Here is a 24,349-nt window from a genome sequence, read left to right as displayed (position 1 = left end):
CTTGCTGGTCCTTGATTACTGAAGCTCTGCCAAAAAGCTCGTTCCGTGTTCAGGCAGTTTTACACCAAAGTTATCTGCTACAGTCGCTCCAATATCAGCAAAGGTTTTACGAACCGCAAGCTCCTTGCCCCCAGCTGTAAAACGCGGGGAATATGCCAGCAAAGGTACATATTCGCGGGTGTGATCCGTTCCACGATACGTCGGGTCATTCCCATGATCTGCAGTGATGATCAGCAGATCGTCATCGGTCATTTTGGCAAAAACCTCTGGCAAACGCGCATCGTAATCGTCCAAAGCTTGACCATATCCCTGCGGATCACGACGGTGACCGTATACAGCGTCAAAGTCCACCAAATTCAGAAAGCTTAATCCGGTGAAATTCTCATCGAGCGTAGCCACCAGCTTATCCATGCCGTCCATATTGGACACCGTACGCACCGCCTTCGTCACACCCTCACCGTCATAAATGTCAGAGATTTTACCCAAGGCGATCACATCCAGACCTGCATCCTTCAGCTCGTTCATGGTGGTGCGACCAAACGGCTTGAGCGCATAATCATGTCGATTGGAGGTACGGGAGAAGTTCCCTGCCTCGCCTACGAACGGACGTGCAATAATGCGACCCAGCATGTACGGATCTTCCAGCGTGATTTTACGGCAGAACTCGCAAATCTCATAGAGCTCCTTCAAAGGTACAACTTTCTCGTGCGCCGCAATTTGTAGCACAGAGTCCGCCGAGGTATAGATGATGAGCGCTCCAGTTTTCACGTGTTCTTCGCCCAGCTCATCAATGATTTCCGTTCCGCTAGCAGGCTTATTGCCAATAACTTTGCGACCTGTGTGCTCCTCAATGCGTTGAATCAGCTCATCCGGGAACCCGTCAGGAAATACACGGAAAGGAACCGCAATGTTCAAGCCCATGATTTCCCAATGGCCCGTCATCGTATCCTTGCCATTGGACGCTTCCTGCATCTTAGTGTAATACGCGAGCGGCTTGTCGGCCGCTGCTACCCCTTCTATGGAACGAATATTGGACAGACCGAGCTTACCCATATTCGGCATCTTCAGGCCACCGCATTCGCGGGCAATATGACCGAGTGTATCTACATCGTAATCATCAAACTGTGCAGCATCCGGCGCTTCGCCGATACCAACCGAGTCCATAACCACCAAGTGAATCCGTTTGAATTTAGACATCATAAAAATCCTTTCCTGACTCGCTGTTTTTTTTACAAAAACAACCCTGCAATCGTTGCCGACAGCACGCTAACCAGCGTTGCTCCGTACAACAGCTTCAGACCAAAGCGGGCCACCACATTTCCCTGTTTTTCATGCAGACCCTTCACAGCCCCGGAAATGATACCGATGGATGAGAAGTTAGCAAAGGATACGAGGAATACCGATACGATCCCGACCGTGCGCTCCGACAAGCCTGTTTGCTTGGTCAGATCCAGCATGGCCACGAATTCGTTGGATACGAGTTTGGTAGCCATAATGCTGCCTGCCTGAACGGCTTCGTTCCACGGAATACCCATGACAAAAGCGAAAGGCGCAAACACATATCCAAGCAGCGCCTGAAAGCTGATTCCAAACAACCAGGAGAAAATCCCGTTAACCATGGCAATCAGCGCCACAAAACCGATCAGCATTGCAGCTACCGTAATAGCAACCTTGAAACCGTCCATAATATATTCCCCGAGCATTTCGAAGAAGGACTGCTTCTCTTCCTCCTGAACCTCCAGTAAATCGTCTTCCTTCTCAATCTTGTACGGATTAATAATGGAAGCGATAATAAAGCCGCCGAACAGGTTCAATACCAAAGCTGTGACCACATATTTGGGATTTAACATTTGCATGTAAGCTCCCACAATCGACATGGACACCGTAGACATCGCAGACGCACACAGCGTATACAACCGATGTTTTGGCAGCAGACCAATTTGCTTCTTAACGGAAATAAACACCTCGGATTGACCCAAGATAGCCGAAGCTACAGCGTTGTAGGATTCCAGTTTACCCATTCCGTTTACTTTGCTCAAGACAAGCCCGATATATTTAATAATAAAAGGTAACACTTTTACATATTGCAAAATACCAATCAGTGCGGATATGAACACGATTGGCAGCAGTACACCGATAAAGAACGGTGCTGCTCCTTCATTCGCAATTCCGCCAAAAACGAAGTTAATCCCTTCGGTTGCATATGCCAAAAGACTATTAAAACCTTCTGCAAAGCCTTTGACCAAAAATTCGCCAATTCCTGTATGCAGTAATACGAAAGCAAGCGCTGCTTGCAGAACAACCATAACTATCAGCGGACGATACCTGATTTTACGCTTGTCACTGCTGGCAACGTAAGTAAGTGCAAATACAACGAGCAGTCCCACCAGAGCGATTACATATTTCATTTAATTTCCCCCTCATTACATTAAGCGCTTACATTCCCTATAAAAAGAATGCGCTCCAAAGAGGCATTCTTTTTTTTATTTGCCCAGATCCGCAGGTCGAAAAGCACCCGGCAGTAATTGATCCACCGTCCACTCTTCCGTGTTGCCATGAAGGTTTGTCAGATAAATTTTGGTATCTTGATGAGCAAATTCTGAAATGACCTGACGACAAGCCCCACATGGAGACACAGGCCCTTCCGTATCAGCTACAACCGCAATCGAATCAATTTTACGGCAGCCCTCGGATACCATTTTAAAAATCGCTGTCCGCTCTGCACAATTGCATAAGCCGTAGGAGGCATTTTCCACATTACATCCGTGATAAATCGTGCCATCGCTTCCAAGAACCGCAGCACCCACCTGAAAATTCGAATACGGAACATATGCCTGTTTACGCGCCTCAAGCGCTTTCTGAATCAATTGATCCTTCATCGCGAATCCCTCCATGACTTTAAAATGAAACTTAGTAGGAAGATGTAGACTGCTCGCCCTCGATGATCTTCACACCGGAACTTGCACCAATCCGACTTGCGCCAGCTTCTACTAATTTTTGCACGTCTTCCAGACTGCGTACACCGCCTGAAGCCTTAACACCAATCTCAGGTCCTACCGTTTTGCGCATCAAAGCCACATCTTCCGCAGTAGCTCCACCTGTTGAGAAGCCTGTCGAGGTTTTCACAAAATTCGCTCCCGCTTTGACGGACAGTTCACATGCCAGTACCTTCTCTTCATCTGTCAGCAAGCAAGTTTCGATAATCACTTTTACCAGTGTACCGGCAGCTGCCTCCACGACCGCACGGATGTCCTGCTCGACGAGCTGTACATCACGTGCCTTCAAAGCGCCTATGTTAATAACCATATCAATTTCAGTCGCGCCGTTAGCAATAGCATCTTTCGTTTCAAATGCTTTCGTTGCCGACGTGCTCGCTCCCAGCGGGAAACCGATAACTGTACAGATGGCTACACCTGTGCCTGCGAGCTGTTCTGCTGCATAAGCTACCCACGCCGGGTTCACACATACAGAAGCAAACTGATATTTTTTGGCTTCGGCAGTCAATTTCGTAATTTCATCCTTCGTCGCATCTGCACGCAACAATGTATGGTCGATTAATGCTGCAATGTTCATATCTAAAAGCTCCTTCATTAGAATAAATAGTGTGAAGACAAAAGTCATTTATTTCTCTGTGATGAGACCATCATAGCACGGCTTTGAACATATGTAAAACACATTTTGAAATTATGTTCAAGCTTATGCACAAGACGTCACCTACAATTCATATTACCCTGTAGGTACGCGCCATAACCGTACATTTTGCTGGGTTGAGACGACTTGCTCTATTGTAAAAGTGCTTGAGCCGTAAACTGATCCGTCACCAAAATATTCGCATACTTGCCACGCAGCGATGCTCGAATGGCCTCCACTTTACGCTGGCCTCCAGCGACGAGAATGGACTTCTCCTTCTTTCGCAAATCAGGCAAATCAATCCCGACGGTACGGCTATTGATTTCCTGACTGCATATATTGCCCTCAGCGTCAAAAAAGCGCGAGCAAATATCGCCCTTGCCAATTCTTTGCAGTAGCTTCTGCTCTTCCCCGTTAAAATAGCCCAATCGGAACAGCAACGCATCCTCCTTGACCGTCCCCACCGTAAACACAGCGATGTTCGCCTGCTTCCCAAGTTCGATGATGCGCTGGATATGCCGATCCTCCTCGACCATTTTCTTAACTGCGTGACTGTCAAAAATCACAGGCAGCGGCAAATACCTTGCTATGGTATGAAAGGCTTCTGCGAACAAATTCACGGTTTCCACGGCATATGTGTTGACATGCGAATGGCTCACGCCTCCTTTGAGCTGAACCACCTCAACACCCTTGACCTGCTTTTGTTGGAGATGAAGCGCCACGGCATGCATTGTTGTTCCCCATGTCACTCCAATAATATCAGCATCCTGTACCGTTTCATGCAAATAATCGGCTGCTTTTTTGCTAATATGCTTCTTAATCTCCTGATATTCATTTAACGGCGAATAACAGACTAACACAGTATCCAGTCCGTACTTCTTCTTCACCTGCTCTCCGAGCGCGTCCATATCCTCCATCGGGTCCACAATACTGATCCGCACGTATCCCTGTTCCTTGGCAGCCTGAAGTAACCGCGATACCGTAGGACGCGAAACCCCGAGTCTGACCGCGATATCTTGCTGACTGTAGTCGTTTAGATAGTATAATCTGGCTGCCTCGATACTTAATCGCTGCTTTTCATGATCCATTCTACCTCAACCCGCTTATCTTAAAATGTAGTGCCAGCGGACACAGCTTTAGTCCCAAACATTATATATGAAGGGAAACTTGAAGCCACGCCTTGGCCGTATGATTGTTAATTTGGAAGATTTAACTGCTCGTTTGTGATATTCTGTGATTAACTACAACTATTTTACCGCATCCTCAACTTTATCGTTCCATCTGTCAAAACGCAATAGCTAACCCATTTTACCGCTCATTCACAACCTGTGATGGCTTATCTGAATATGTAAGGAGAATTGCTATGTCTGAATTTATTGTGTGCAGTCTGGCGGACAAAAAGTTCGCTTTAAACTTTCTGGAAGTAGAAGAAGTCATGAATGCCAAAAAAGGGACCCCACTTCCCTTTTCCGAAGCGTGGCATGAAGGAATGGTGACTATCCGCGGTGGTGTCTTTACAATCCTTAATTTACGCAAAAAACTGCTTCTTCCTGCATCAAGCGATTCCTCCGAGGACAAAATGATTTTGCTCAGCCGTGCGAAGATTGCTCTGCTTGTCGATCAGGTAGAGGATACGGCTTCTGCCGAGGACAGTCAGCTACAAAGCAATGAGGAAGAATGGCAGCGCGAGTTGTTCCCTACTGTGATGGAGCATCAGGGTACCCTCATTCCGGTGATCGATATGGACGCTTTTCTTGCATCCACCAAGACGAACTAAAACGCAAAATACTCCCGAACCTTGAGCTGGCTTGCACTCATCGTTCGGGAGTATTTTCAGTTATTGGAGTCCCTGCCCCTCTTTCATGTGAACCAGCGTGTTCAGCTGCTCCAGCAACGTATTCCCGCCAGTCAGCGAAATCGTGCCAATCTTCTCGCAGATTTTTTCCATGAATTCCAGTTCTTTAAGACGATAGAGGGTGGCATTCTCGTCCATCAGTTTGGCCGTATTGAGCAAACTACGAGTGGATGCCGTCTCTTCACGTCGTGTGATAAGGTTGGCCTGTGCCTTCTTCTCTGCCAACAGCACGGTATTCAGAATATCCTTGATATCCCCTGGTAAAATAATATCCTTCACCCCTGCTGACGTAAAAGTCACTCCATATTCGCCGCTCTGTTCATTTAGTCGAGTCAAAACATATTCCGCAATCTCCTGCTTCATTTTCAGCAAATCATCCAGCTTCATCGTGCCAACGTACTCGCGCAGCAGCAGTTGAAGCATAATGTACATTTGTTCCTCGTATGCTCGGAATTCCAACGCCCGCAACGGGTCGATGATACGGTACTGACAGACAAAGTTGAGGCGCAGCGTGATTTTGTCCTCTGTCATGATTTCCTGTCCCATCAGGTCCAACTGCTGCTGTCGCATATCTATCGTTTTGATCTCTGTATTCACTGTGGACATCCAGAAATAATATTTGCCCGGTTTCAGCTCACCCTGCAACACATTATCGTAATACAAAAAGCCCATTTCATAGCTGGCCACCTGAAGTGCCTTCCAGAAGCCCGGTGTCTTGGACAAGAATGCTTGCCCCAATGCTTTATCAATTGCAGGCTGCCGAGTATCTGCACGAACAAAACGATGCTCCTTGAGCATGTTCCAAAAAGCATATTTCCCAGCCGTCAGAAGCTCCACAAACCGATTATCCTCATAATGCAACACATATTCATGGTCCTCTACATCAATGACATTCAATTGTTCAAGCAATAGGGGATCTGTCAAAAACAAACGAATATCATGATCCGGTACAAAAAATGGTTCGGCTACATTCAAAATTTCAACTGCTTCCTGCTGAAATGTCTTCAATAGGTAAGTTCCTGGGTGCAACAACTTGTGGTAGCTTCCTTTTTTGAACAGCAGCCCGCGCTCATCAGATTTAATCGTTATCTTCTTAAACATCGTATCACTCCTAGTATTTAAAATCCTCCACTTAAAAGTATGCTTCTTTCTATGTGTGGCGGCTCCGCGGTCCATTTGATCTTCCGATCGCTGTTGCCACTGAATTTTTAGAATGGATGAACCCGTTATAGGGTTAAAATTCAGTGGCAAAGGCGAACGCTTCGCTTCTCCAGATTCAAATGGGTCGCTCCGCTGCTATCCGCCTTAAAATCAACACACTTTTAAAATGAGGATTTTTTATTTTTATTCGTTGTAGTAGGGGTAGGACCCTTGCAGAGCATTCCTTCGGGGTAGATGGCGGAGCCGAGCTTGAGGAAAAAGGAAGATACCGCCTGTTTCCGTGTTCTAAGGATGGGATTCATCAACCCAACATCGACTGTGAATCTGTATCCCCGAAGCCTCGAAACCTGTAGGCGCTTGCTCTCTCCGGTATCCACTGGCCGCATAGCCATCGCCCCGATATCTGTCATCGAGACCAGACATGGGATGCTCTCATCCGGGTCTTTTCATTGTTTTTATTCGATCATTCGAATACTCTACCAGAAGTCGCGTGGAGGGCGATTGGGAATTGAACCCTAATTGTTGGTGGATACATCAGATTTACAGGATACCTGACCCAATCAGGGTAGGCACTGCGGGACCTTTGGAAATCCACGCCTCGGTAATATCTTTCTGTATCAGCCTTTATCATTATCGCGCAACCTGGAACTCACGAACATGGTGAAAGTATTACGACCCTATAAAAAAAGACACAGGAGAAGCGTATGTGCTTCCCCTGTGTCTTTCTTTCTATAGTTAACTGTCGCGTTCGTATCTTAGGTTTGATCCACTAGGATGTTTTTTCGAAAACGGGATCAACACTCGGTAGTGGAAGTTGTGGAACGTCTGTTGTTGTAGAAGAAGTCTGCTGGTGTGTATAGCTGAATGAAGGGGTCTCGTATTGCAATCCCGCCTTTTCATAGGTAAACCAATAGCTGACAGCCTTCCCGATATCGAGGTCTGTAACCCGCTGCTCCCAGACACCGCCGTTGTTTGTCATCCGGTAATTGAGCTGTTGTCCACCCGTTAAAGTATAATGCACGTCAACATAGGCTGAGGCTGTTTTGGGTGTAAATTGAAGCAATGCTTCACGATCGCTGACAAAGCGAGCTCCTACTTTATAATCTTCCGTTTCTCCGCCACCCTCATTACCACCAGATGCTGGCTCTGTCGTTACCCCTACCGCATTGCTTGCTGCAGATAGGTTACCAGCTGCATCTCGAGCCTTAACGGTAAAGCTGTAAGTGGAAGCTGCACTCAGCCCTGTAATTGAAGCGGAAGTACCGCTTATCTCTGCTGCCTGAGCCCCGTCCTTATAAACGATATAACCCGTAACGCCAACATTGTCTGTAGCTGCATCCCACTCCAGAGTGACCGCCGAAGCCGTTTTGGTCGTAGCTCGAACATTCGCCGGGATGGATGGAGCCTCCGTATCAGGCTGCGGATTGCCACCGTTGCTTCCATTTCCGGTATTAAAGCTATTCGGCTGCACAGTAATACTATGCCCATCTGAGAAGGTTACTGTTTTGACCTGGTTTGTAAAATTGTAGGCCACATAAGTTTTTACACCGTTTTTATGAAATACGGCATAAATAGGTGAATTAGCGGTGATGCTGCGGTCGATGTTGCCTAAAGCATCCAAATTGTAGATCCAGTGGTAGGCATTCGCCTTGGAATTCCCCGCTTCCGGTGTCATGGCCGCTACGCGTGCACTGAATTTGGCCTTGGCATCGGACGGGTTCGAGATTGCTCTGTACATATACACAATATCTTCCCATGGACTGAAATTCCCACCGCTTTTTCGCAGGAGATCGTTATAGTTCTTAGCCGCATACTCCGAATATTGCGTCAGATACAAGGAGGCCGAGGTAATCGGGAGCCAGTTGATACCATGCACCTCTGTGGCATTATCGGTCCACCATGTTGCATTCCCTACCGTTTTACCACCCCAGATCATGCTTGCCGTCGCGCTTTGCATCCCTGCAGGGGTGTTTGTGCCATGCACATCAAACCAGTATTCGTTAATGGCGTTCATTTCCGTTGTGTATAGATAGATGCCGAGATCACGAGTTTGAGTATTTCCCGTCGCCTCGCCCCATAAAATAAGACCGGCCCAAGCATTCATCGCTTCCGAGGAGGATTCGTTGTTGTTGCCGTCGCCAAATTTGGCATGGCCGGAAGCCCAGGTATGCCCGGCATAGGGATCAAAATTACGCAAATACGGAAATTTTGAATCAGACCTGTCGGTATTGGCAATGTCGCGAATGAGCAGCTGCACCATTTGTCCCCATTGGGAATCGGATGCCCAGTTCTTGTCCACACGTGCAATTTCGGCTGCGGCCTTGATAAAGTATCCATAATGGAAGTGATGGTCATTTAATTCTAACGCACTACCAAAGCTGTCAGGATAACCGATCAATGTCCCCCAATGGTTGTTATACACAAATAGACTGGAGCTTTTCAGATTCCCCGAGTTGTCACTAGCCTTAAACCAGTCCTGCAGCCGGCTTTTGATCTCATTGCGGAACTGGGTCGCTGCTGAGGTATTGCCAGCCTGGTCGGCAATCGGCGCCAGTGCTGCCAGCTTGCCCAGACGTTTTCCAGTCCAGTACGTATCTCTATCGCCGGAGTAGACTTCTGCTTTCGCTTCGTTTATATAATTGTTGAGCGTATTTTTATCGTAGGACCCCAAGTCGGGCAGGGAAGGCAGTACCCCTGTAAATTTCATTTTCGTTTGAAAAGAAGCACCCTCCGCTGTTTTCATCAGACCACGTACAGAATTGTACGTATAGCCTAGCAGGGGTTGTGATGAATTTTTCCACTGATGCGGGTATAAGGCAAAAATAGTGCCGCTTTGTGTGCCTTCTTTCGCTGTGGTTGCAACGTTAAAGGTGGTCGTTACCTCGGAAGAGGCTTCGTTATAGCTGTACTGTGCTTTGGAGTTTGTAACGAAAGAATAAGCGTATTGCTGAAACTTGTCCAATGTCGCTTTTGTTTTGTCAGGCAAAGCCGCCACTGTAAAATAGTTTTTCCCGTTCAATTGATTGATCAGAGTACTCGTTCCGAGGCCAGACCAAGTGCTGCCTGAAGGAGCAAACAGACCATAGTGTGAGCCATTAACCGTAATTCCAAGCACAGGGGAACTAGCTGACCCAGACCAAACCTCTGGCACCCCATTAAATGAAAGCTTGGGATTGCCACCGCCAAACTCAAAAAAAACATAGGGGGAGCCGTGTCCATAGGTAGCACTCATTTTATTGCTGCCGCTTTGAAATAATGATTTGACAAACCAGTCGCTGAAACCGTCCACCTTGGCATCAGGAAATGAAGCGCTTACAGAATGACCGACGGTAAAATCGTTCACATCATCCATCCAGCCTGCGATGTATCCCGGATTTACCGTAATTTTCCCACTCGGGTTAAAGATGCGTAAACCGTTTTGCTGATTTTTCAAGGCAAGGGGATGCGGATATTGAGCCTCCGAGTACGGTACCCACGCCAGACTGCTCCACCAGTCATTGGTAGGCATTGGGCTGGTTACATTCGCTGTTTTGTAAATCTCGTTTTGCGGTGTTGCTGCTCCGGTAGGTAGTGTGGTTGAATATGAGCCAGCGCCTTGTGTGACCTCACCCGAAAAGGCTTTAGTAGAAACTGGTGCAGCTAAAAATATCAGACTGGCACTTAACAAGCATAATATCGTTTTTTTCACAACCTACATCCTCCTTTGATTTCTCTAATCCCTTTCACTGCAAGGCTTTTCCCTTCTCTCTTCCAAGTTGAATTCAACTTCATTGTGCTCGATCTCAATTTCTAGGTCAATCCTTTTATTTCTATATTCTAACTAAACGAGGCGAAAGTCTCTAAAAATACATAAGAAACCAGGACGAAAAACCCAAGCATGCGTAATTATGATATCTCGACTTCACCCCATAAGACATTCACCCTATGAGTTATTCATCCCATTAACCATTCACCCTAATAAACGTTTAGCATATAAAAAAAGAATCCTCCAGGCCTTTTAGCCCTTCAGATTCTCTGTTCTTTTAAGTATATGAGCTTTTGAGTATTTAAGTCCTTTTGCCCTTCCTATACTCTACACCACTTCGGAAAACGAGTGACTTTGCCGTAGGCAGTAGCGGAGCGAAGGGGTTGAATCTGGAGAAGCGTAAGCGTTCGCCTTTGCCGTGGGATTCTTACCTTTAAATATCTTATACAATCCGAAGAATCCCACTGCAACAGCGATCGGAAGATCAACCCCTTCGCGGAGCGCCTTCTTCACCCGCAAACAACACTCATTTTTCCCGCTCAAAATAGCCTTCTATTTTCCAGTCTACGCCCACCTGCGTTACGCTCAAATCCTGCAATGCCACCGCATCGCTCATCGCAGACACGCCCTCTCCCCCGAGTAAGCCCGGGGCTGCGCGCCCTCCAACCAGCTTTGGTGCAATGTACAGCACCAGCTTGTCTGCCAGCCCTTGCTGCACGAACGAAGCGTTCACCTCGGCTCCGCCTTCCACGAACACCGATGATACCTCCGCCGCACCCAGAATATCCAGCATATGCGGCAGGTTCACCCGATCGCTGTTTTCATCCTGTGTCGGATATATCCTCACACCAAGCTGTTCCAACTGGCTTCGCTTGCTTTCATCATAAGTGCGTCCTGTGAATATCCAGGTAGGTGCCTCCCCATCTGTAATGACACGGGCATCCAATGGAATTCGAAGCTTGCTATCCAAAATGATACGAATCGGATTCCGTCCTTCCGGTAGACGAGTCGTAAGCTGAGGATTATCGTGAATCACCGTCTGTACACCGACCAGGATTCCCACATGCTCGTTACGAAGACGATGCACATCCTCCCGTGCAGCCTCAGATGTAATCCACTTGCTTTCCGAGGTCCGGGTCGCAATTTTACCGTCCAGCGTTACTGCCGATTTGATCGTAATAAAAGGACGCTTGCTCACGATATATTGATTGAACACTTCATTCATGCGGATGGATTCCTGCTCACATACTCCGACAATGACCTCAATGCCCGCATCTTTCAAAATCTGTACCCCTCTGCCGGAAACCAGCGGGTTCGGGTCCAGCGCTGCAATCACCACTCGACGAATGCCAGCCTTCACAATCGCTTCCGCGCACGGGCCTGTCCGGCCGTGATGGGAACACGGCTCCAGCGTTACGTAAATCGTCGCTCCCTGAGCGTGTTCACCCGCCATACGCAACGCATGAATCTCGGCATGTGGCTCGCCGGGCTTCAGATGAGCGCCGATCCCAACAATACGACCGTTGTTGACAATGACTGATCCGACGAGCGGATTAGGTTCTGTTTGCCCTTTAGCACTTCTGGCATTTTCCAGTGCCAGGCGCATATATTTTTCGTGAGTGGTCATAGAACCTCCCTGAGATCGGAATCCCGCAAATGGCCGGATCGTTCCACTTTTGTATTCAAATACCGTTCATTATATTGCGACACATCGCCCCAGAGCGGCATGCGACCCGCCACATTCATACCCGACTTCTTCAAGGCATCCATTTTTTTAGGATTATTTGTAATCAAAGTTACCGGTTTTTGTCTCAGGTGACGGAGCACACTAATGGCATCCGCATAGTTGCGTGTATCATCTTCAAAACCCAATTGATGATTGGCTTCGACAGTATCCATGCCTTCTTCCTGCAGAATATAAGCCATTGCTTTACTAAACAAACCGATTCCGCGGCCTTCATGGTTAGCCAGATAGAACAATGCACCCGTTCCATGCTCCACGATCATTTTCATGGACTGGTGGAGTTGAAATCCGCAATCACAACGCTTGCTACCAAAAATATCTCCAGTATGACAAATACTATGCATGCGAACTAATGCATTTTCCGACTGTTGAAGATCACCGTACACCAAAACGCTTGACTGTTGTCCCTCTGCCAAATCCAGTGTGGACAATCGCTTCACAATCGTTTCAGCGGTGGCATTCAGTAAGTCCTGACGATCTTCCTCATCCCGTACAGGCAACCAGCAGTACCACTGAAAAACAACCGTTTCTCCTTCCATATTAACTGGCAGCTTGATCGGTCCTACCAAAATCGTCGAAGATTGCTCTCCACGAACGGTTTGAATTTTATCGTTAAGTAGCGTAGCTACATCTTTTTGGTTCATCTATCTGCACCATCCTTTATATGAGCTCTATATAGAAAAATGCCTAATTCTTCAAAGGCTAATCGTTATTGTCAGGGTATAAATCATTGAACTATGTGTAAGAAATGTTCATGAAACGTGGATTCCATCGTCAGCTGCCGTTCCTGAAGCTCGGTGACAGCCTGTCGTCGTCCGTCTTGGAACGCCTTTAGGTCTCCTGCGGTATAGCTCTTCTGTCGTAAACGAAGAAGCTCACTGGCTAGCACATCGGCATCCTTCAAAGCTGCATTCAAGCCAAAAGCTCCGGTAGGTGTCATGGTATGCGCCGCATCTCCAATAAGGACCAGTCCGTTCTGTGTCCAGGTGTCACTGCGGCTGCTGAAAATATCCAACGGTACGAAGTCCTTCCATGAACGAATGTGATCATGCACACTATGCTTCAAATCTGGAAAAGCCTCGGTAAACAGTTGTATAAATGGTTCAAAGGATTGCTTAAACAGGGTTGAAAAGCTACCTTCCTCCACATTCCAGCCAATTTGAATATAGCCCTCAGCCTGCGAGAATAAAGCCAACTGCCCTCCGTTGACTCGTGCCAGACGAGTGACGGGCTCCCACCCAGCAGGTGCTGTGATTTTCGCCCATAGCAGGTCATAGCCGTGTCGAATGTTCGTCACAGGCATCTGGGCCAGCTTGCGCACAGTCGAATAGCGACCGTCTGCCCCTACAATCAACGAACTGTCAATCGTGATCTCATGACCGTTCTTATTGCGGGCGATCAAGCCCGTGTACCCCTGCTCACTATTACCTTCCAACGCAGTCACCGTTGTACCCGCCAGGTAACGGAAGGACTCGTAGGTTGACGCCTGCTTGAGCAGAGCCTCCAAAAATCGAGGTTGTGGAATGTGCACTCCCACATTACCATGGTTTGAAGCTGGCTCGACCGTTTTGACCTGCTGCTGATGCTGCCAATACTCGATTCTTGTGGAGGCGAGAATATAATCCTCATGAATTTGTTCGAGCAGCTTATGCTTTTGGATCACTTCCTGACCCTCATCATTTAAAATTTCACCGCGGAAAGCCTTTCCGGGCAAGCTCTGCCGCTCAACCAATATCGTGGAAACACCCTGCTCCGCCAGTAAACAGGATAACAAAGTCCCTGCGGGTCCTCCCCCAACTACACACACTTCACATTCCAGCTTCATCCGACTTCCCCCTGCGCCCAAACCATAACCACAACGATTCGTTCGTACCTGTTCATTTTATCATTAATCATATCAAAACAAGTTCAATTTTTAAGTATTCACATATAAGGCTCCGTATCAAATCCAACAAGTTACTTTATGTAACAAAGTATATTTATATCATTCAATTTCGTCAAGTAATAAATTTATGTAAAGTAAAATCATTTACTTTTAACAGTGAATCGTTAATAATAAGAGCATGAGGTGATCACATGAACATTCCGCAGATGTGCCCACGGTTTGAAAAAGCTATGGAGCTACTAAGCAAACGTTGGACGGTGTTGATCGTATTTCAACTAACGAATGGACCGCAACGTTTCGTCGCTATTGAGAATTCAATTCCTAATTTAAGTGGAAAGGTCCTTTCGGACCGTTTGAAAGAGCTGGAGGAAGAAGGAATCATACAACGTACGGTTTACCCTGAGAAGCCCGTGCGGATTGAATACTCACTTACGGATAAGGGACGCGATTTAGCTCCTTTATTTGACCATATCGGTACCTGGGCTACACGCTGGATTGAGGTTTTACCCGTACTTGAACAGCAATGATTCATATTGAAGCAATACACGGCTACCGCTATTTTTCCTAGACTAATATGTTAAAAACAGACTGCTAACATGCCAAAGAACGCCTTTGCTCTAAGTACAATTGTACTCTTAGCGCAAGGCGTTCTTTTTTTCATATGACAAAGCGATAATGTCCACCTTAGATCGCATCCAAGATTTTAAACGTTCCCCTCACCGCTGCGTTGCATTACCTCACGAATGGATTGCACCCGTTTTTTCCCCCAGTCATACATCATCTCCACAATGGGTAAAATCGTCATTCCCAGCTCGGTCATCGAATACTCCACCTTTGGAGGTACCTCGGGATACACTTCCCGGTGCACAATACCGTCCTCCATCAACTCCCGCAACTGATTGGTCAGCACTTTATGCGACAGCTTCGGAAACAGCCTTTGCAGGTCACTGAAACGGTGCGCTCCTTCCACACCCAGATGCCATAAAATGACGACCTTCCATTTTCCGCTTAACACTGACAAGGTTAGTTCCTTTTCGCAGTTATAGTCTCCGTTAACGATCTTTTCCCGTATTTCTTCTCTCAGCGTATCAGTCATATATCAACTAACTCCTTCTAAACCATCATGGTCTTGCACTCTAATAGTAACCTGCAGGTAACCTCCGTACTTGAAAGTGCATTCTTCACAGCCTGACGAGTCCACCCTACAATAGTAGATAACGTTACACATTCAAGGAGGAATAAAGTATGAGTAAAAAAGCTCTTTTTATTATACCCCCAGAGCGCTTTAATGAGGATGAATTGTTTAAACCAAAGGAAGCACTGGAGCAAGCAGGTGTTACTGTGACGCTAGCTAGTACAAAAACAGGCGAAATCACGGGTGACTACAACGGTAAAGCGACAGCTGATCTTGTTTTTACAGACGCTGTGCTGGCTGATTATGATGTAGTATCTGTGATCGGCGGATCAGGTACGAATGACCATCTGTGGAATAACGCGGATCTCCAAGCTCTGCTAAAACAAACTCATGAGCAAAAGACTTTATTGGCTGGCATCTGCGCAGGCTCTGTAGCCGTGGCTCAAACCGGACTACTCTCTGGTAGAACGGCTACATGCTATCCAGTGGATGTACAAAAAGATCAGCTCCAATCGCATCAAGCCGAATATGTGGCGCAGCATGTCGTTGCGCATAGCGACATTATTACGGCCGACGGTCCAGATGGCGCACAGGCATTTGGCGAGGCGCTCGTTCAAGCCCTGCGATAAGCACCCTTTAAAGTCCCGTGTGGGGACTAAAAACGAGCATCCCCAAAGAAGCCGCATCACGTCCTTTCTATTGTATGGGACCTGATGTGGCTTCTTTGTGTCATTTTCATGCTTAAGTGATTAATTTAATTGTATGGTCCTGGATTTTCGTGTTAGCTTTAAACAATCGACGTTTAGCATAGGAGGCTTATATGCCGTGTTTATGAAAGGTAAAATACATTTACATCAGGTAACGTCCGAATCGTTGCGACTGGGGGCCTTACTATCATTAGTAGGGGGCTTTTTGGACACATATACCTTTGTTGGAAGAGGCGGTGTTTTCGCCAACGCACAGACAGGCAATATCGTGCTGCTGGCTGTCAAAGTCATTCAGGGGCACTGGATTCAGGCGTTATCCTATATCCCACCCCTGATCGCCTTTTCACTGGGCGTTTTTGTTGCTGAAGGGATTAAACGAAAATCAACCCACCGTCTAACTCCGGACTGGACCCGCGCAATTATTTTATTGGAAATTGCAATTTTTTTCATCGTGGGACTGATTCCGCAAGAAGTTCCCAATACGGTAGTGGTGGTGATCGTCTCGTTCGTCGCTTCCGTGCAAATGACTTCCTTCCGCAAGCTCATTGATGTGCCGTACACCTCCACGGTCAGCACCGGCAACCTCCGATCAGCTATCGAGGCTGTGTATATCGCCATAACGACCAAGGACACGAACGCTGCCATTCGAGCGATGCGTTATGGTGTCATCTTGGCAGCCTTCTTGGTAGGGGCTTTGCTGGGGGGATTTCTGACTTTGACGATTGGAGATAAAGCCGTTTGGGGTGCTGTTGTTGTACTTATTTTTTCTTTTATTTTATTTACAGAAAAGGAAAATTGGAAGCTTCCCTTACGCCACTAATCCTCCATTACATCAGCCCTGAATGAACTGCCCCTGGGCCGTTTCAAAGAAATTCAAAAGGTCTTCGCGGGACGAGAATGCTGCCTGAGCAGATTGGTTGCTACCGCCCCCCTTACCGTGAAACGCGCCCAGATTTTCCTTTAAAAACGCTCCGCAGCTAATGGATTGGGTACCGTTGTGTGCCAGAATGATTTTGTTTTCTGCTGTTGTGGCAAATAAAACAAGCAGATCATGCTCAGCTGTCAGCTTGGTAGCCAATTGCTGCATCTCCTGAAAGGATTTCTGTTCGAATACACGAGCAAGAACATGCCCCTGTACAGCAGATAGCAACTCTTTCGCCTGGTACGAAGCATTTTCCTCTTGTAGGATCTCCACTTGCGCCTTAAGCTGCCTATGCTCCTGCTCCCACTTTTCGAATCGGGTCAAAATATCCTTCCGCCCGGTATTGAATTTCGTAGATAACACGTCCAATATCTGAACACTATCGTTAAAATCCTGGAGTGCGCGAACGCCACATTTGAAATGGATTCTTGCCATCCCCTTCTGCTTCTCCCATTTTAAGCATTTAATGATCCCAATTTCCCCGGTCTGAGCTACATGTGTGCCGCCGCAAGCGTTATATTCAATGCCCTCGATCTCGACAATCCGAATATTTTCTGTCACTTTGGGCGTTTTCACCAGCGGAATATCCTTCAATTGCTCACTGGTTACAAAAAAACTTTTTATGCTGCGATTACTATAGATTTGCTGATTTACTTCCTGCTCGATTGCCGATAGCTGCGCAGGCGTTACATCCGAACAGTTCACATCAATCGTGGCATATTCTTGTCCCAGATGAAAGCTTTCAGTACGCGCACCCAACAACTCTAGACAAACCGCTGACAGCAAGTGCTGCCCGCTATGCTGCTGCATATGATCAAATCTGCGCTCCCAATCCAATCGGCAGGCTACTTTCCTATCCTCCGGCAAACGCTCTACCTGATGCCAAATATCCCCATCCTCAAGAACAACATCTAATACACGGATGCCCTGAATTGTTCCTGTATCACAAGGCTGACCTCCACCTTGCGGATAAAATGCCGTTTCCTCCAGCATAACCAAATATTTTCCGTCTCTTTCCATGCTCTGTGTAATATGAGTGTCCCACTCCGTAAGATTTGGAGCAGTGTAGTATAATTTTGTCGTCATTCCAGGTTCCTCACTTTTGAGTTTTTGGTCTCGTACGATATCCACTTATTATCAAACACTTCATTGTAAATATCAATGTAGGGAAAAGCTTGAACCATTGCACGAACAACCTCTATATGGTGAAAAATCGCATGACGATTAACAAAATTTAGCTTGAAATTCATTTTTGAATAGATTAAGATTAGTCGGCTAACTAATTTGTCGATTGGAACATACTGTAAAAAGAAAGGAGAACCTTATGGATTTTGATTTACGGGACTTGCCCACTCGTGAGGCGCTACAAGAATTTTCTAAGCGTATCCCCGAGATTGATGTAAGAGCGACGGAAGCGATGTTATTTTTTATGCGAGTATCTTCCAGTGTTTTTAAAGTCAGCTTTGAGGGCTTTGAGAAATTCGGTATATCTCATGGTAAATTTTCGATATTAATTCTTCTGTACCGCAACATCCATACAGGATTGCTGGCTACAGAGCTTGCGGAGAAAGTAGGGGTTAGCAAGCCTACCGTTACCGGTCTGCTTGACCGCCTGGAACGCGATGGGCTTATTATTCGATCTGTTCATCCTTCCGACCGCCGCATGAGCATTGTTAAACTGACCGATCAAGGAACAGAAATGATGGAAAGACTGCTGCCTATACATTTTACAAGCACTTCCACACTGATGAGCTACCTGTCCACCGATGAAAAAGAGCTGCTCCTGACTTTACTGCAAAAAATAGAAAGCGGCATCCCTCAAGCAAAAGAGATATATAAAGCAGCAAAACCAGAATAAGTTTTAATTTTGCGTTTTAGTTAGCCGACTAACTTTTAAAATATTAAATAAAAGAATAAATAAAATGTACATATCAGGATATTTATTTATTCGAGTCTCTGTTTAACTCATTTTATGAATTTAAGGAGCGTATTACTCATGAATCGCACACAAGTCACCAGCCTCATCATCCCTCTCATTTCTATCGCCTGTCTTATCGGCGGGGGGTTCCTACTCCAGACCAACGGACAAGATCAAGTCAATGCTTCTCGATCCGTTAAAGGCACAACACTAAATGCGGATAGCATTCATGTATCGTTTGAACAAGTAGGAGGCAAAATCCTGAACATCCCGGTAACAGAAGAAACTAAGGTAAAAAAAGGAACTGTCCTTATGACTTTGGATTCCACAGATGTGGATTTGCAAATTGAGCAGCTGCGGACACAAATCGCCCAGTTCAATACGCAAATCAGCCAACAACAACAATCCATCCATTTAGGGTATACACGAGCAGCAACTCAGGAAAAACAGGCACAGCTAGATATCGCGCAAGCTCAAGTGACTGAGCGTAAAAGTCAGGCGGCATTGCAGCGGGCACAAGCGGCTGAGCGTCAAGCCACTGCTGCGGAACAACAGGTCAATAACGGGGCTCGGGCTGAAGATGTTCAGCAGCAACGAATTGCCGTAGCCTCCGCTACCAAAAACGTTCAGACGGCGCAAACCAACTATAAGCGTAATAAAGCACTCTATGATGCAGGAAGTGCATCCAAAGCAGCGTTGGATGATGCCGAATCCTCTTTGACTTTAGCGACAAATCAGTTGAGCCAGCAAAAAGAGTCTCTTCAAAAACTACTTCATGGTGCCACTTCCGAAGAACGTATGCAGGCCAGTGAACAGACGACACAAGCAGCCGTTTCGGTAAAACAAGCCGAGGAAGAAATTCGCGGTGCCCAATTGTCCGTCGATCGTTCCAAGACCCAGCTAGAAACCATTCAGCAGAGTCGTCAACAGTTGGCAGATCAGAAGCTGGCTATTGACCTCTTAAAGCAACAAAAAGACACACAGGAAGTTCAGCTTAAAACGTTGCTGCTCAAAAAAGAACGCCTGGTGTTAAAAGCACCACAGGATGGCAAGGTTACTTCGATTAGTACCAAAGTCGGCGAAAATGTGGCGCAAGGGGCTCCTGTGATTACCCTGGAAACCAATGATTTATATTACGATCTCTATGTGAATGAAGAACAAGCGGGGAAATTCAAGGCCAATCAAGAAATTAAAACTCATATCTCTGGTCTCAATAAGGACCTGAAAGGTACGGTACGCTATGTAACTGCTGCACCACAATTCGCTAATGTGAAGATGTCCCGTGAAAAAGGAGAAGCAGATACCGCTACATTCCAGGTACGTGTATATGTAACAAGAGAAGCAGCTTTGCTACCAGGCATGACAGTTGAGGTGAATACAAATGAAATCTCTTCGTGATGAATGGTCGTATCTGGTTCACTCCAAGTATCCGATCATAGCTATTATCTTCCCGTTGATTGCCGTACTGGGGTATTCACTGTTGCTCCCAAGCAGCCAAATTAACGACGCTAACGTGGTAGTAGTGGATCAAGATAACACAGCTTACAGCCGTGAGTTCATTCAGAAAATAGATGCTTCCCCGTATATGAACGTAGCTGAGATTGTTTCGTATACGGACAACCCTGAACAGTATTTTTATCACGAGCAATATTTGGCTGTTATTTCCTTGCCGCATGGTTTAGAGGATAATCACAATCGCTCCCTTTCCAGCCGCGTGGGTCTCATTCTCGATAATACCAATGTTCAATCTATTACTTCGATTCGTACAGCTATGCAGGAAATTAGCGTTTCCGAGAATATGGAATTGTCTGTTCCAGCTATGTTGAAAACCGGGATGAACGCAGAACAGGCTCAAGGGGCCCTCAATGGTATCGCCTTGGAAGTGCGTTCCCTGTTTAATCCAACTAATGACTATCAGAATACGACGATACTTGCATTCACTTGTATGTTCTCTTTTATGATACTCAATATCAATAGCTTACCTCTGGTCGCCAGACTCCGGGTTTCCAAAAGGCTGGCTGCTGAGCTGCAAAATCCATTCAACATCCTGCTGCGTATGCTTCCTTATACGCTGTTTTCGACGGCTGGCTTAATCTTCTCTCTCGGGATGCTTAAAGTGTTTGGGGGAGGCCGTTTCGAGGCCAATCCAATTCTCTTTATAATTCCGGTTGTCCTGTATGTATTCGGTACCGTTTGTATCAATGTCCTGGTTGCATGGGGCGCTGCACATCCGGGAATAGCCATTGGCAGAATGGTGATGATACTCATGCCTGCTTTTGTTCTATCGGGGGCTGTTCTTTCCAGATCACTGTTTCCACCTTTAGCGATTCAAATCGGTGATTTCTTCCCCTTTGTATGGATGTATAAATTCCTGCGCACCATGGGTCTGCGTGGTGCACCCTTGCAAGAGATGCTTCCCGAACTCGGTTCTCTGTTACTATATGTGGGTGTACTCTCCATGCTGGTGATCGCCAGAGCCCTATGGGAGAAACAGAAGCTGGCCAAGCAGACTGCGGGTTCTGCTTCTGAAAAGGGCTCACCACATCCCGTTGTTCCAGCAAGCACAACTGGCGGCGGGTTATCTATGCAAGGGGCACCGTCAGCACCTCTGCACGAGCCTATAAAAGGATAGAGTCTCGTCTGTAAAATAAAAAAGGGTTAAGTGCCGTCTAACGAGCCTTAACCCTTTTTCAATAATATTAAATTATCATTGTTATCAGAATAAAATTTACTTATATGCCCGACCTAATTGATAAGCGTGCTCCAGTAAACCTTCAATGTATTCTTTCGACTCGGACAAAGTATCATAGAAGAACTCCACCTTGGACTCTCTTACTCTTGCGTAACCAGCAATGGCTTTATTCAAATAATTCGTAACCAAATCGTGATATTCATACTTGATCAGATGTTCTTTCGTCCCTCCTGCCAAGCACATCCACAAAACCTGCTTCGTCGTAAATTCCTGAAGTAAACCTTTGTTCCAGACTTTATCCAGGTACCCTTTTAGCATGGAAGGCACACTGTACCACCATAGTGGAAACACAAAGACCAGAGCATCCGCAGCTGCAATTCTATCCATTTCTTTCCGCGTTTCAGGAGCATATTGTTTATGGGTCGTATTCCAATCCAGCTCATCTGCAGCGCTGTACACCGGATTGTATCCATCCCGATCCAAGTCCAAAATATCTACCTCGTGCTTATTCTCTTTCAATCCCTCTACAAAACGATTCATGACCGCAAGGGTAAGTGAATCTTCTCTAGGATGCGTGACGACCAATAGAACTTTCATGTATCCGTAACCTTCTTTCTCCTCATAATTGTTGAATCCTGTCTACAGATGCTATTATGGATGTTATACATTAGAGTGTGAAGTACGCACTTCAATGTACTGTAGGTACTTTAAGGTTCCTTAGTGCCTTTTGTACTACAGATCGGAGAGGGGGAAAGTCTATGGAAGACAAAGCCAAAACCTATATGCTCGGGATCGAGGCAACTTTGGAGGTCATCAGTGGAAAGTGGAAAGGCATCATCCTACATCATTTAACCAGCGGCAGAAAACGTACATACGAACTTCGTCAACTCATTCCGAAAATCACCCAAAAAGTGCTTACCCAACAGCTTAGAGAGCTTGAAAAGGATGGAATCATCCACCGCATCATTTATAACCAGGTTCCACCCAAAGTGGAGTACGAGCTTAGTGAATATGGATGGGATTTTAAAGATCTGCTTGATCGTTTTTGTTTATGGGGAGAAGATCATTTGGATAGGATCTATGGAGATAAAACAAAGGTGCTGGAAGAGTATTCTGTGAAGGAAAAAAACGCCAAACAAGCACCACCTCTTTAAGGAGGCGTGCTTGTTTGAAATACTATAGCTGTGCACCTTGTTTATTCACCAGTCTCCGCAAATTTCCGAATACGAGCCCCGACTTCATCCCGTACACGCTGGAACACGCTCCATTTCTCTTCTTCTGTTCCTTGTGCTTTAGCCGGATCATCAAATCCCCAATGTTCACGACGAACGTGCGGAGGTGTGATAGGACATTTATCTGCAGCATCTCCGCACAAGGTCACAACCAAATCCGCGCTGTTCAGCAAAGCAGGATCTATAATATCTGAAGTTTGACCGGAGATATCGATCCCTATTTCATTCATCGCTTGCACCGCTTTAGGGTTAAGGCCGTGTGCCTCAATGCCCGCACTGTATACATTCCAACGGTCTCCCAAGTATTTTTTGGCCCAGCCTTCTGCCATTTGACTGCGACAAGAATTACCAGTGCATAAAAAGTAAATTGTCTTCTTTTCCATCATTACCGTCTCCTTCAATGTTCAATTATGAAATGATTAACCATAGATATAAGCCCAGTAGGGTCATAAAAAGTGTAGGAATGGTTAAGACAATGCCTGTCTTAAAATAAGTCCCCCAAGAAATTTTTACGTTTTTCGAACGAAGCACATGCAGCCACAACAACGTGGCTAATGAACCGATCGGAGTTATTTTCGGCCCCAGATCAGAACCAATGACGTTAGCATAAATCAACGCCTCTTTGACCATACCGGTTGTATGGGTGGCATCAATGGCAAGCGCATTAATCATGACCGTAGGCATGTTATTCATGACCGACGAAATAATCGCCGCAATAAAACCCATGCCCATGGTGGCCACAAACATACCTTGATCGGCAGCCGCTTGAATCACATGGGCCAGTAGATCCGTCAAACCGGCATTACGTAGACCATACACCACAACATACATCCCGATAGAGAAAAATACGATGGCCCATGGAGCGCCCTTGATGACTTCTTTCATCGGCACTGCAGGGCTTCTACGCGCCATCAATAAGAAAAAGATAGCAATAATACCGGCCACCACCGAAACGGGAATGTTAAAAAATTCGCATGCAAAGTAGCCAACGAACAAAACCGCGAGAACGATCCAAGACATACGGAACATTTTTGGATCTTTAATCGCTTCCGCAGGCGTGATTAATTGTGCCGTATCAAACGTTTTCGGAATTCTTTTGCGGAAAAAAAGATACAGTACTCCTATACTGGCTGCTAAAGAAAATAAATTAGGTACAATCATGCGACTCGCATATTCCATAAAGGTGATCCCAAAGAAATCGGCTGACACAATGTTGACCAAATTGCTGACCACAAGCGGAAGCGACGTCGTGTCTGAAATAAAACCGCTCGCTATGATAAAAGGAAAAATCATTTTCTCATCCAATTTAAGTGCCCGAACCATCGCCAGTACAATCGGTGTCAGTATTAAGGCCGCACCGTCATTCGCAAAAAAAGCAGCAACAACGGCGCCAAGAAGGGTCACATAAACAAACATCCGGGTTCCGCTTCCTCGTGCAGCTCGTGCCATGTGAAGCGCCGCCCATTCGAAGAAGCCGATTTTATCAAGCACCAACGAAATCAGAATAATGGCTACAAAAGCCAGTGTCGCATTCCAGACAATATGAGTAACTTCCCAAACATCATGCAAATCGACGACACCCACCAGCAAGGCGAGTATGGCACCTCCGCAAGCAGACCAGCCGATAGACAGATTTCTAGGCTGCCAGATCACCAGCACTAAAGTGGCTAAAAATATAATGCATGCCAACAAAATCAATGTTTTAAACCTCCATCACATTACC

General features: G+C 46.3%; 23 protein-coding genes. 8 read left to right on the top strand and 15 right to left on the bottom strand.

Translation table 11 applies throughout. From position 1 onward, the window contains the following. Window positions 1-15: 15 nt before the first annotated feature. The 5 genes from deoB to ACUYLD_RS17120 form a co-directional block, all read right to left on the bottom strand. Window positions 16-1,200, bottom strand: a complete 1,185-nt coding sequence (gene deoB, locus ACUYLD_RS17140) for a phosphopentomutase (protein ID WP_446675589.1) — start codon at window positions 1,198-1,200, stop codon at window positions 16-18. A 29-nt stretch (window positions 1,201-1,229) separates the two neighbouring features. Beyond that, window positions 1,230-2,408: a NupC/NupG family nucleoside CNT transporter gene (locus tag ACUYLD_RS17135; RefSeq protein WP_235306383.1), complete on the bottom strand. Its 1,179-nt coding sequence runs from the start codon at window positions 2,406-2,408 to the stop codon at window positions 1,230-1,232. Between the two features lie 75 nt (window positions 2,409-2,483). Beyond that, window positions 2,484-2,879 carry a cytidine deaminase gene (locus ACUYLD_RS17130; protein ID WP_029519322.1) on the bottom strand — a complete coding sequence of 132 codons (396 nt, stop codon included), beginning with the start codon at window positions 2,877-2,879 and terminating at the stop codon, window positions 2,484-2,486. A gap of 31 nt (window positions 2,880-2,910) precedes the next feature. Further along, entirely contained in the window at window positions 2,911-3,573 is a 663-nt protein-coding gene (deoC, locus tag ACUYLD_RS17125) for a deoxyribose-phosphate aldolase (RefSeq protein ID WP_134903747.1), read from the bottom strand. A gap of 209 nt (window positions 3,574-3,782) precedes the next feature. Continuing rightward, window positions 3,783-4,718 carry a sugar-binding transcriptional regulator gene (locus ACUYLD_RS17120; RefSeq protein WP_023990386.1) on the bottom strand — a complete coding sequence of 312 codons (936 nt, stop codon included), beginning with the start codon at window positions 4,716-4,718 and terminating at the stop codon, window positions 3,783-3,785. 275 nt (window positions 4,719-4,993) lie between these two features. Between ACUYLD_RS17120 and ACUYLD_RS17115 the strand changes: the two genes are divergently transcribed. Next, the gene (locus tag ACUYLD_RS17115) at window positions 4,994-5,407 is read left to right on the top strand and encodes a chemotaxis protein CheW (protein ID WP_039273916.1); all 414 of its coding nucleotides are present in this window, start codon (window positions 4,994-4,996) and stop codon (window positions 5,405-5,407) included. A gap of 60 nt (window positions 5,408-5,467) precedes the next feature. Here ACUYLD_RS17115 and ACUYLD_RS17110 read toward each other — a convergent pair whose 3' ends face one another. From ACUYLD_RS17110 to ACUYLD_RS17090, 5 genes are all read right to left on the bottom strand, one after another. Further along, window positions 5,468-6,586 carry a slipin family protein gene (locus ACUYLD_RS17110; protein ID WP_250240428.1) on the bottom strand — a complete coding sequence of 373 codons (1,119 nt, stop codon included), beginning with the start codon at window positions 6,584-6,586 and terminating at the stop codon, window positions 5,468-5,470. A gap of 829 nt (window positions 6,587-7,415) precedes the next feature. Beyond that, window positions 7,416-10,334: a glycosyl hydrolase gene (locus tag ACUYLD_RS17105; protein ID WP_446675588.1), complete on the bottom strand. Its 2,919-nt coding sequence runs from the start codon at window positions 10,332-10,334 to the stop codon at window positions 7,416-7,418. Window positions 10,335-10,917: 583 nt separating this feature from the next. Continuing rightward, on the bottom strand, window positions 10,918-12,018 hold the full coding sequence (gene ribD, locus ACUYLD_RS17100; protein WP_446675587.1) for a bifunctional diaminohydroxyphosphoribosylaminopyrimidine deaminase/5-amino-6-(5-phosphoribosylamino)uracil reductase RibD: 1,101 nt from the start codon (window positions 12,016-12,018) through the stop codon (window positions 10,918-10,920). Next, window positions 12,015-12,779, bottom strand: coding sequence for a GTP cyclohydrolase II (locus ACUYLD_RS17095; RefSeq protein WP_446675586.1), 765 nt, complete (start codon window positions 12,777-12,779; stop codon window positions 12,015-12,017). Before ACUYLD_RS17095 ends, ribD begins: the two co-directional genes overlap by 4 nt. 83 nt (window positions 12,780-12,862) lie before the next feature. Further along, window positions 12,863-13,960 carry an FAD-dependent monooxygenase gene (locus tag ACUYLD_RS17090; RefSeq protein ID WP_446675585.1) on the bottom strand — a complete coding sequence of 366 codons (1,098 nt, stop codon included), beginning with the start codon at window positions 13,958-13,960 and terminating at the stop codon, window positions 12,863-12,865. A gap of 251 nt (window positions 13,961-14,211) precedes the next feature. Here ACUYLD_RS17090 and ACUYLD_RS17085 point away from each other — a divergent pair, with 251 nt between their 5' ends. Continuing rightward, window positions 14,212-14,547, top strand: a complete 336-nt coding sequence (locus tag ACUYLD_RS17085; RefSeq protein WP_250266725.1) for a winged helix-turn-helix transcriptional regulator — start codon at window positions 14,212-14,214, stop codon at window positions 14,545-14,547. A gap of 176 nt (window positions 14,548-14,723) precedes the next feature. On the opposite strand, the gene ACUYLD_RS17080 is transcribed toward ACUYLD_RS17085, so the two are convergent. Then, a complete protein-coding gene (locus ACUYLD_RS17080) occupies window positions 14,724-15,116 on the bottom strand; it encodes a winged helix-turn-helix transcriptional regulator (protein WP_446675584.1) in 393 nt (130 codons plus the stop codon). A 149-nt stretch (window positions 15,117-15,265) separates the two neighbouring features. Here ACUYLD_RS17080 and ACUYLD_RS17075 point away from each other — a divergent pair, with 149 nt between their 5' ends. Then, window positions 15,266-15,784: a DJ-1/PfpI family protein gene (locus tag ACUYLD_RS17075; RefSeq protein ID WP_165179278.1), complete on the top strand. Its 519-nt coding sequence runs from the start codon at window positions 15,266-15,268 to the stop codon at window positions 15,782-15,784. A 196-nt stretch (window positions 15,785-15,980) separates the two neighbouring features. Beyond that, a complete protein-coding gene (locus tag ACUYLD_RS17070; protein WP_446675583.1) occupies window positions 15,981-16,682 on the top strand; it encodes a YoaK family protein in 702 nt (233 codons plus the stop codon). Between the two features lie 12 nt (window positions 16,683-16,694). Here ACUYLD_RS17070 and ACUYLD_RS17065 read toward each other — a convergent pair whose 3' ends face one another. Next, complete coding sequence (locus tag ACUYLD_RS17065; protein ID WP_446675582.1) at window positions 16,695-17,870, bottom strand: alanyl-tRNA editing protein; 1,176 nt, start codon at window positions 17,868-17,870, stop codon at window positions 16,695-16,697. Window positions 17,871-18,108: 238 nt separating this feature from the next. On the opposite strand from ACUYLD_RS17065, the gene ACUYLD_RS17060 reads away from it, so the two are divergent. From ACUYLD_RS17060 to ACUYLD_RS17050, 3 genes are all read left to right on the top strand, one after another. Next, window positions 18,109-18,642 (top strand): MarR family winged helix-turn-helix transcriptional regulator, encoded by a 534-nt coding sequence (locus ACUYLD_RS17060; RefSeq protein WP_336078213.1) that lies wholly within the window; start codon window positions 18,109-18,111, stop codon window positions 18,640-18,642. 138 nt (window positions 18,643-18,780) lie between these two features. Continuing rightward, a complete protein-coding gene (locus tag ACUYLD_RS17055) occupies window positions 18,781-20,100 on the top strand; it encodes an HlyD family secretion protein (RefSeq protein ID WP_341163059.1) in 1,320 nt (439 codons plus the stop codon). After that, the gene (locus ACUYLD_RS17050; RefSeq protein ID WP_446675581.1) at window positions 20,084-21,334 is read left to right on the top strand and encodes an ABC transporter permease; all 1,251 of its coding nucleotides are present in this window, start codon (window positions 20,084-20,086) and stop codon (window positions 21,332-21,334) included. The genes ACUYLD_RS17055 and ACUYLD_RS17050 overlap by 17 nt, the downstream gene beginning before the upstream one ends. A 96-nt stretch (window positions 21,335-21,430) precedes the next feature. Here the strand turns inward: ACUYLD_RS17050 and ACUYLD_RS17045 are convergent, their stop codons facing one another. Next, window positions 21,431-21,991, bottom strand: coding sequence for an NAD(P)H oxidoreductase (locus tag ACUYLD_RS17045; RefSeq protein ID WP_103048320.1), 561 nt, complete (start codon window positions 21,989-21,991; stop codon window positions 21,431-21,433). Between the two features lie 161 nt (window positions 21,992-22,152). Here ACUYLD_RS17045 and ACUYLD_RS17040 point away from each other — a divergent pair, with 161 nt between their 5' ends. After that, entirely contained in the window at window positions 22,153-22,548 is a 396-nt protein-coding gene (locus ACUYLD_RS17040) for a winged helix-turn-helix transcriptional regulator (RefSeq protein ID WP_013373192.1), read from the top strand. Window positions 22,549-22,589: 41 nt separating this feature from the next. Here ACUYLD_RS17040 and arsC read toward each other — a convergent pair whose 3' ends face one another. Then, the gene (arsC, locus tag ACUYLD_RS17035) at window positions 22,590-23,009 is read right to left on the bottom strand and encodes an arsenate reductase (thioredoxin) (RefSeq protein ID WP_061828947.1); all 420 of its coding nucleotides are present in this window, start codon (window positions 23,007-23,009) and stop codon (window positions 22,590-22,592) included. 25 nt (window positions 23,010-23,034) lie between these two features. Then, window positions 23,035-24,324 (bottom strand): arsenic transporter, encoded by a 1,290-nt coding sequence (locus tag ACUYLD_RS17030; protein WP_302055486.1) that lies wholly within the window; start codon window positions 24,322-24,324, stop codon window positions 23,035-23,037. Between the last annotated feature and the right edge of the window lie 25 nt (window positions 24,325-24,349).

The sequence above is a fragment of the Paenibacillus sp. SER-28 genome, from assembly GCF_052906305.1.
Note: the sequence above shows the minus strand (reverse complement) of the source record. Positions and strands in the feature narration are given on the sequence as shown.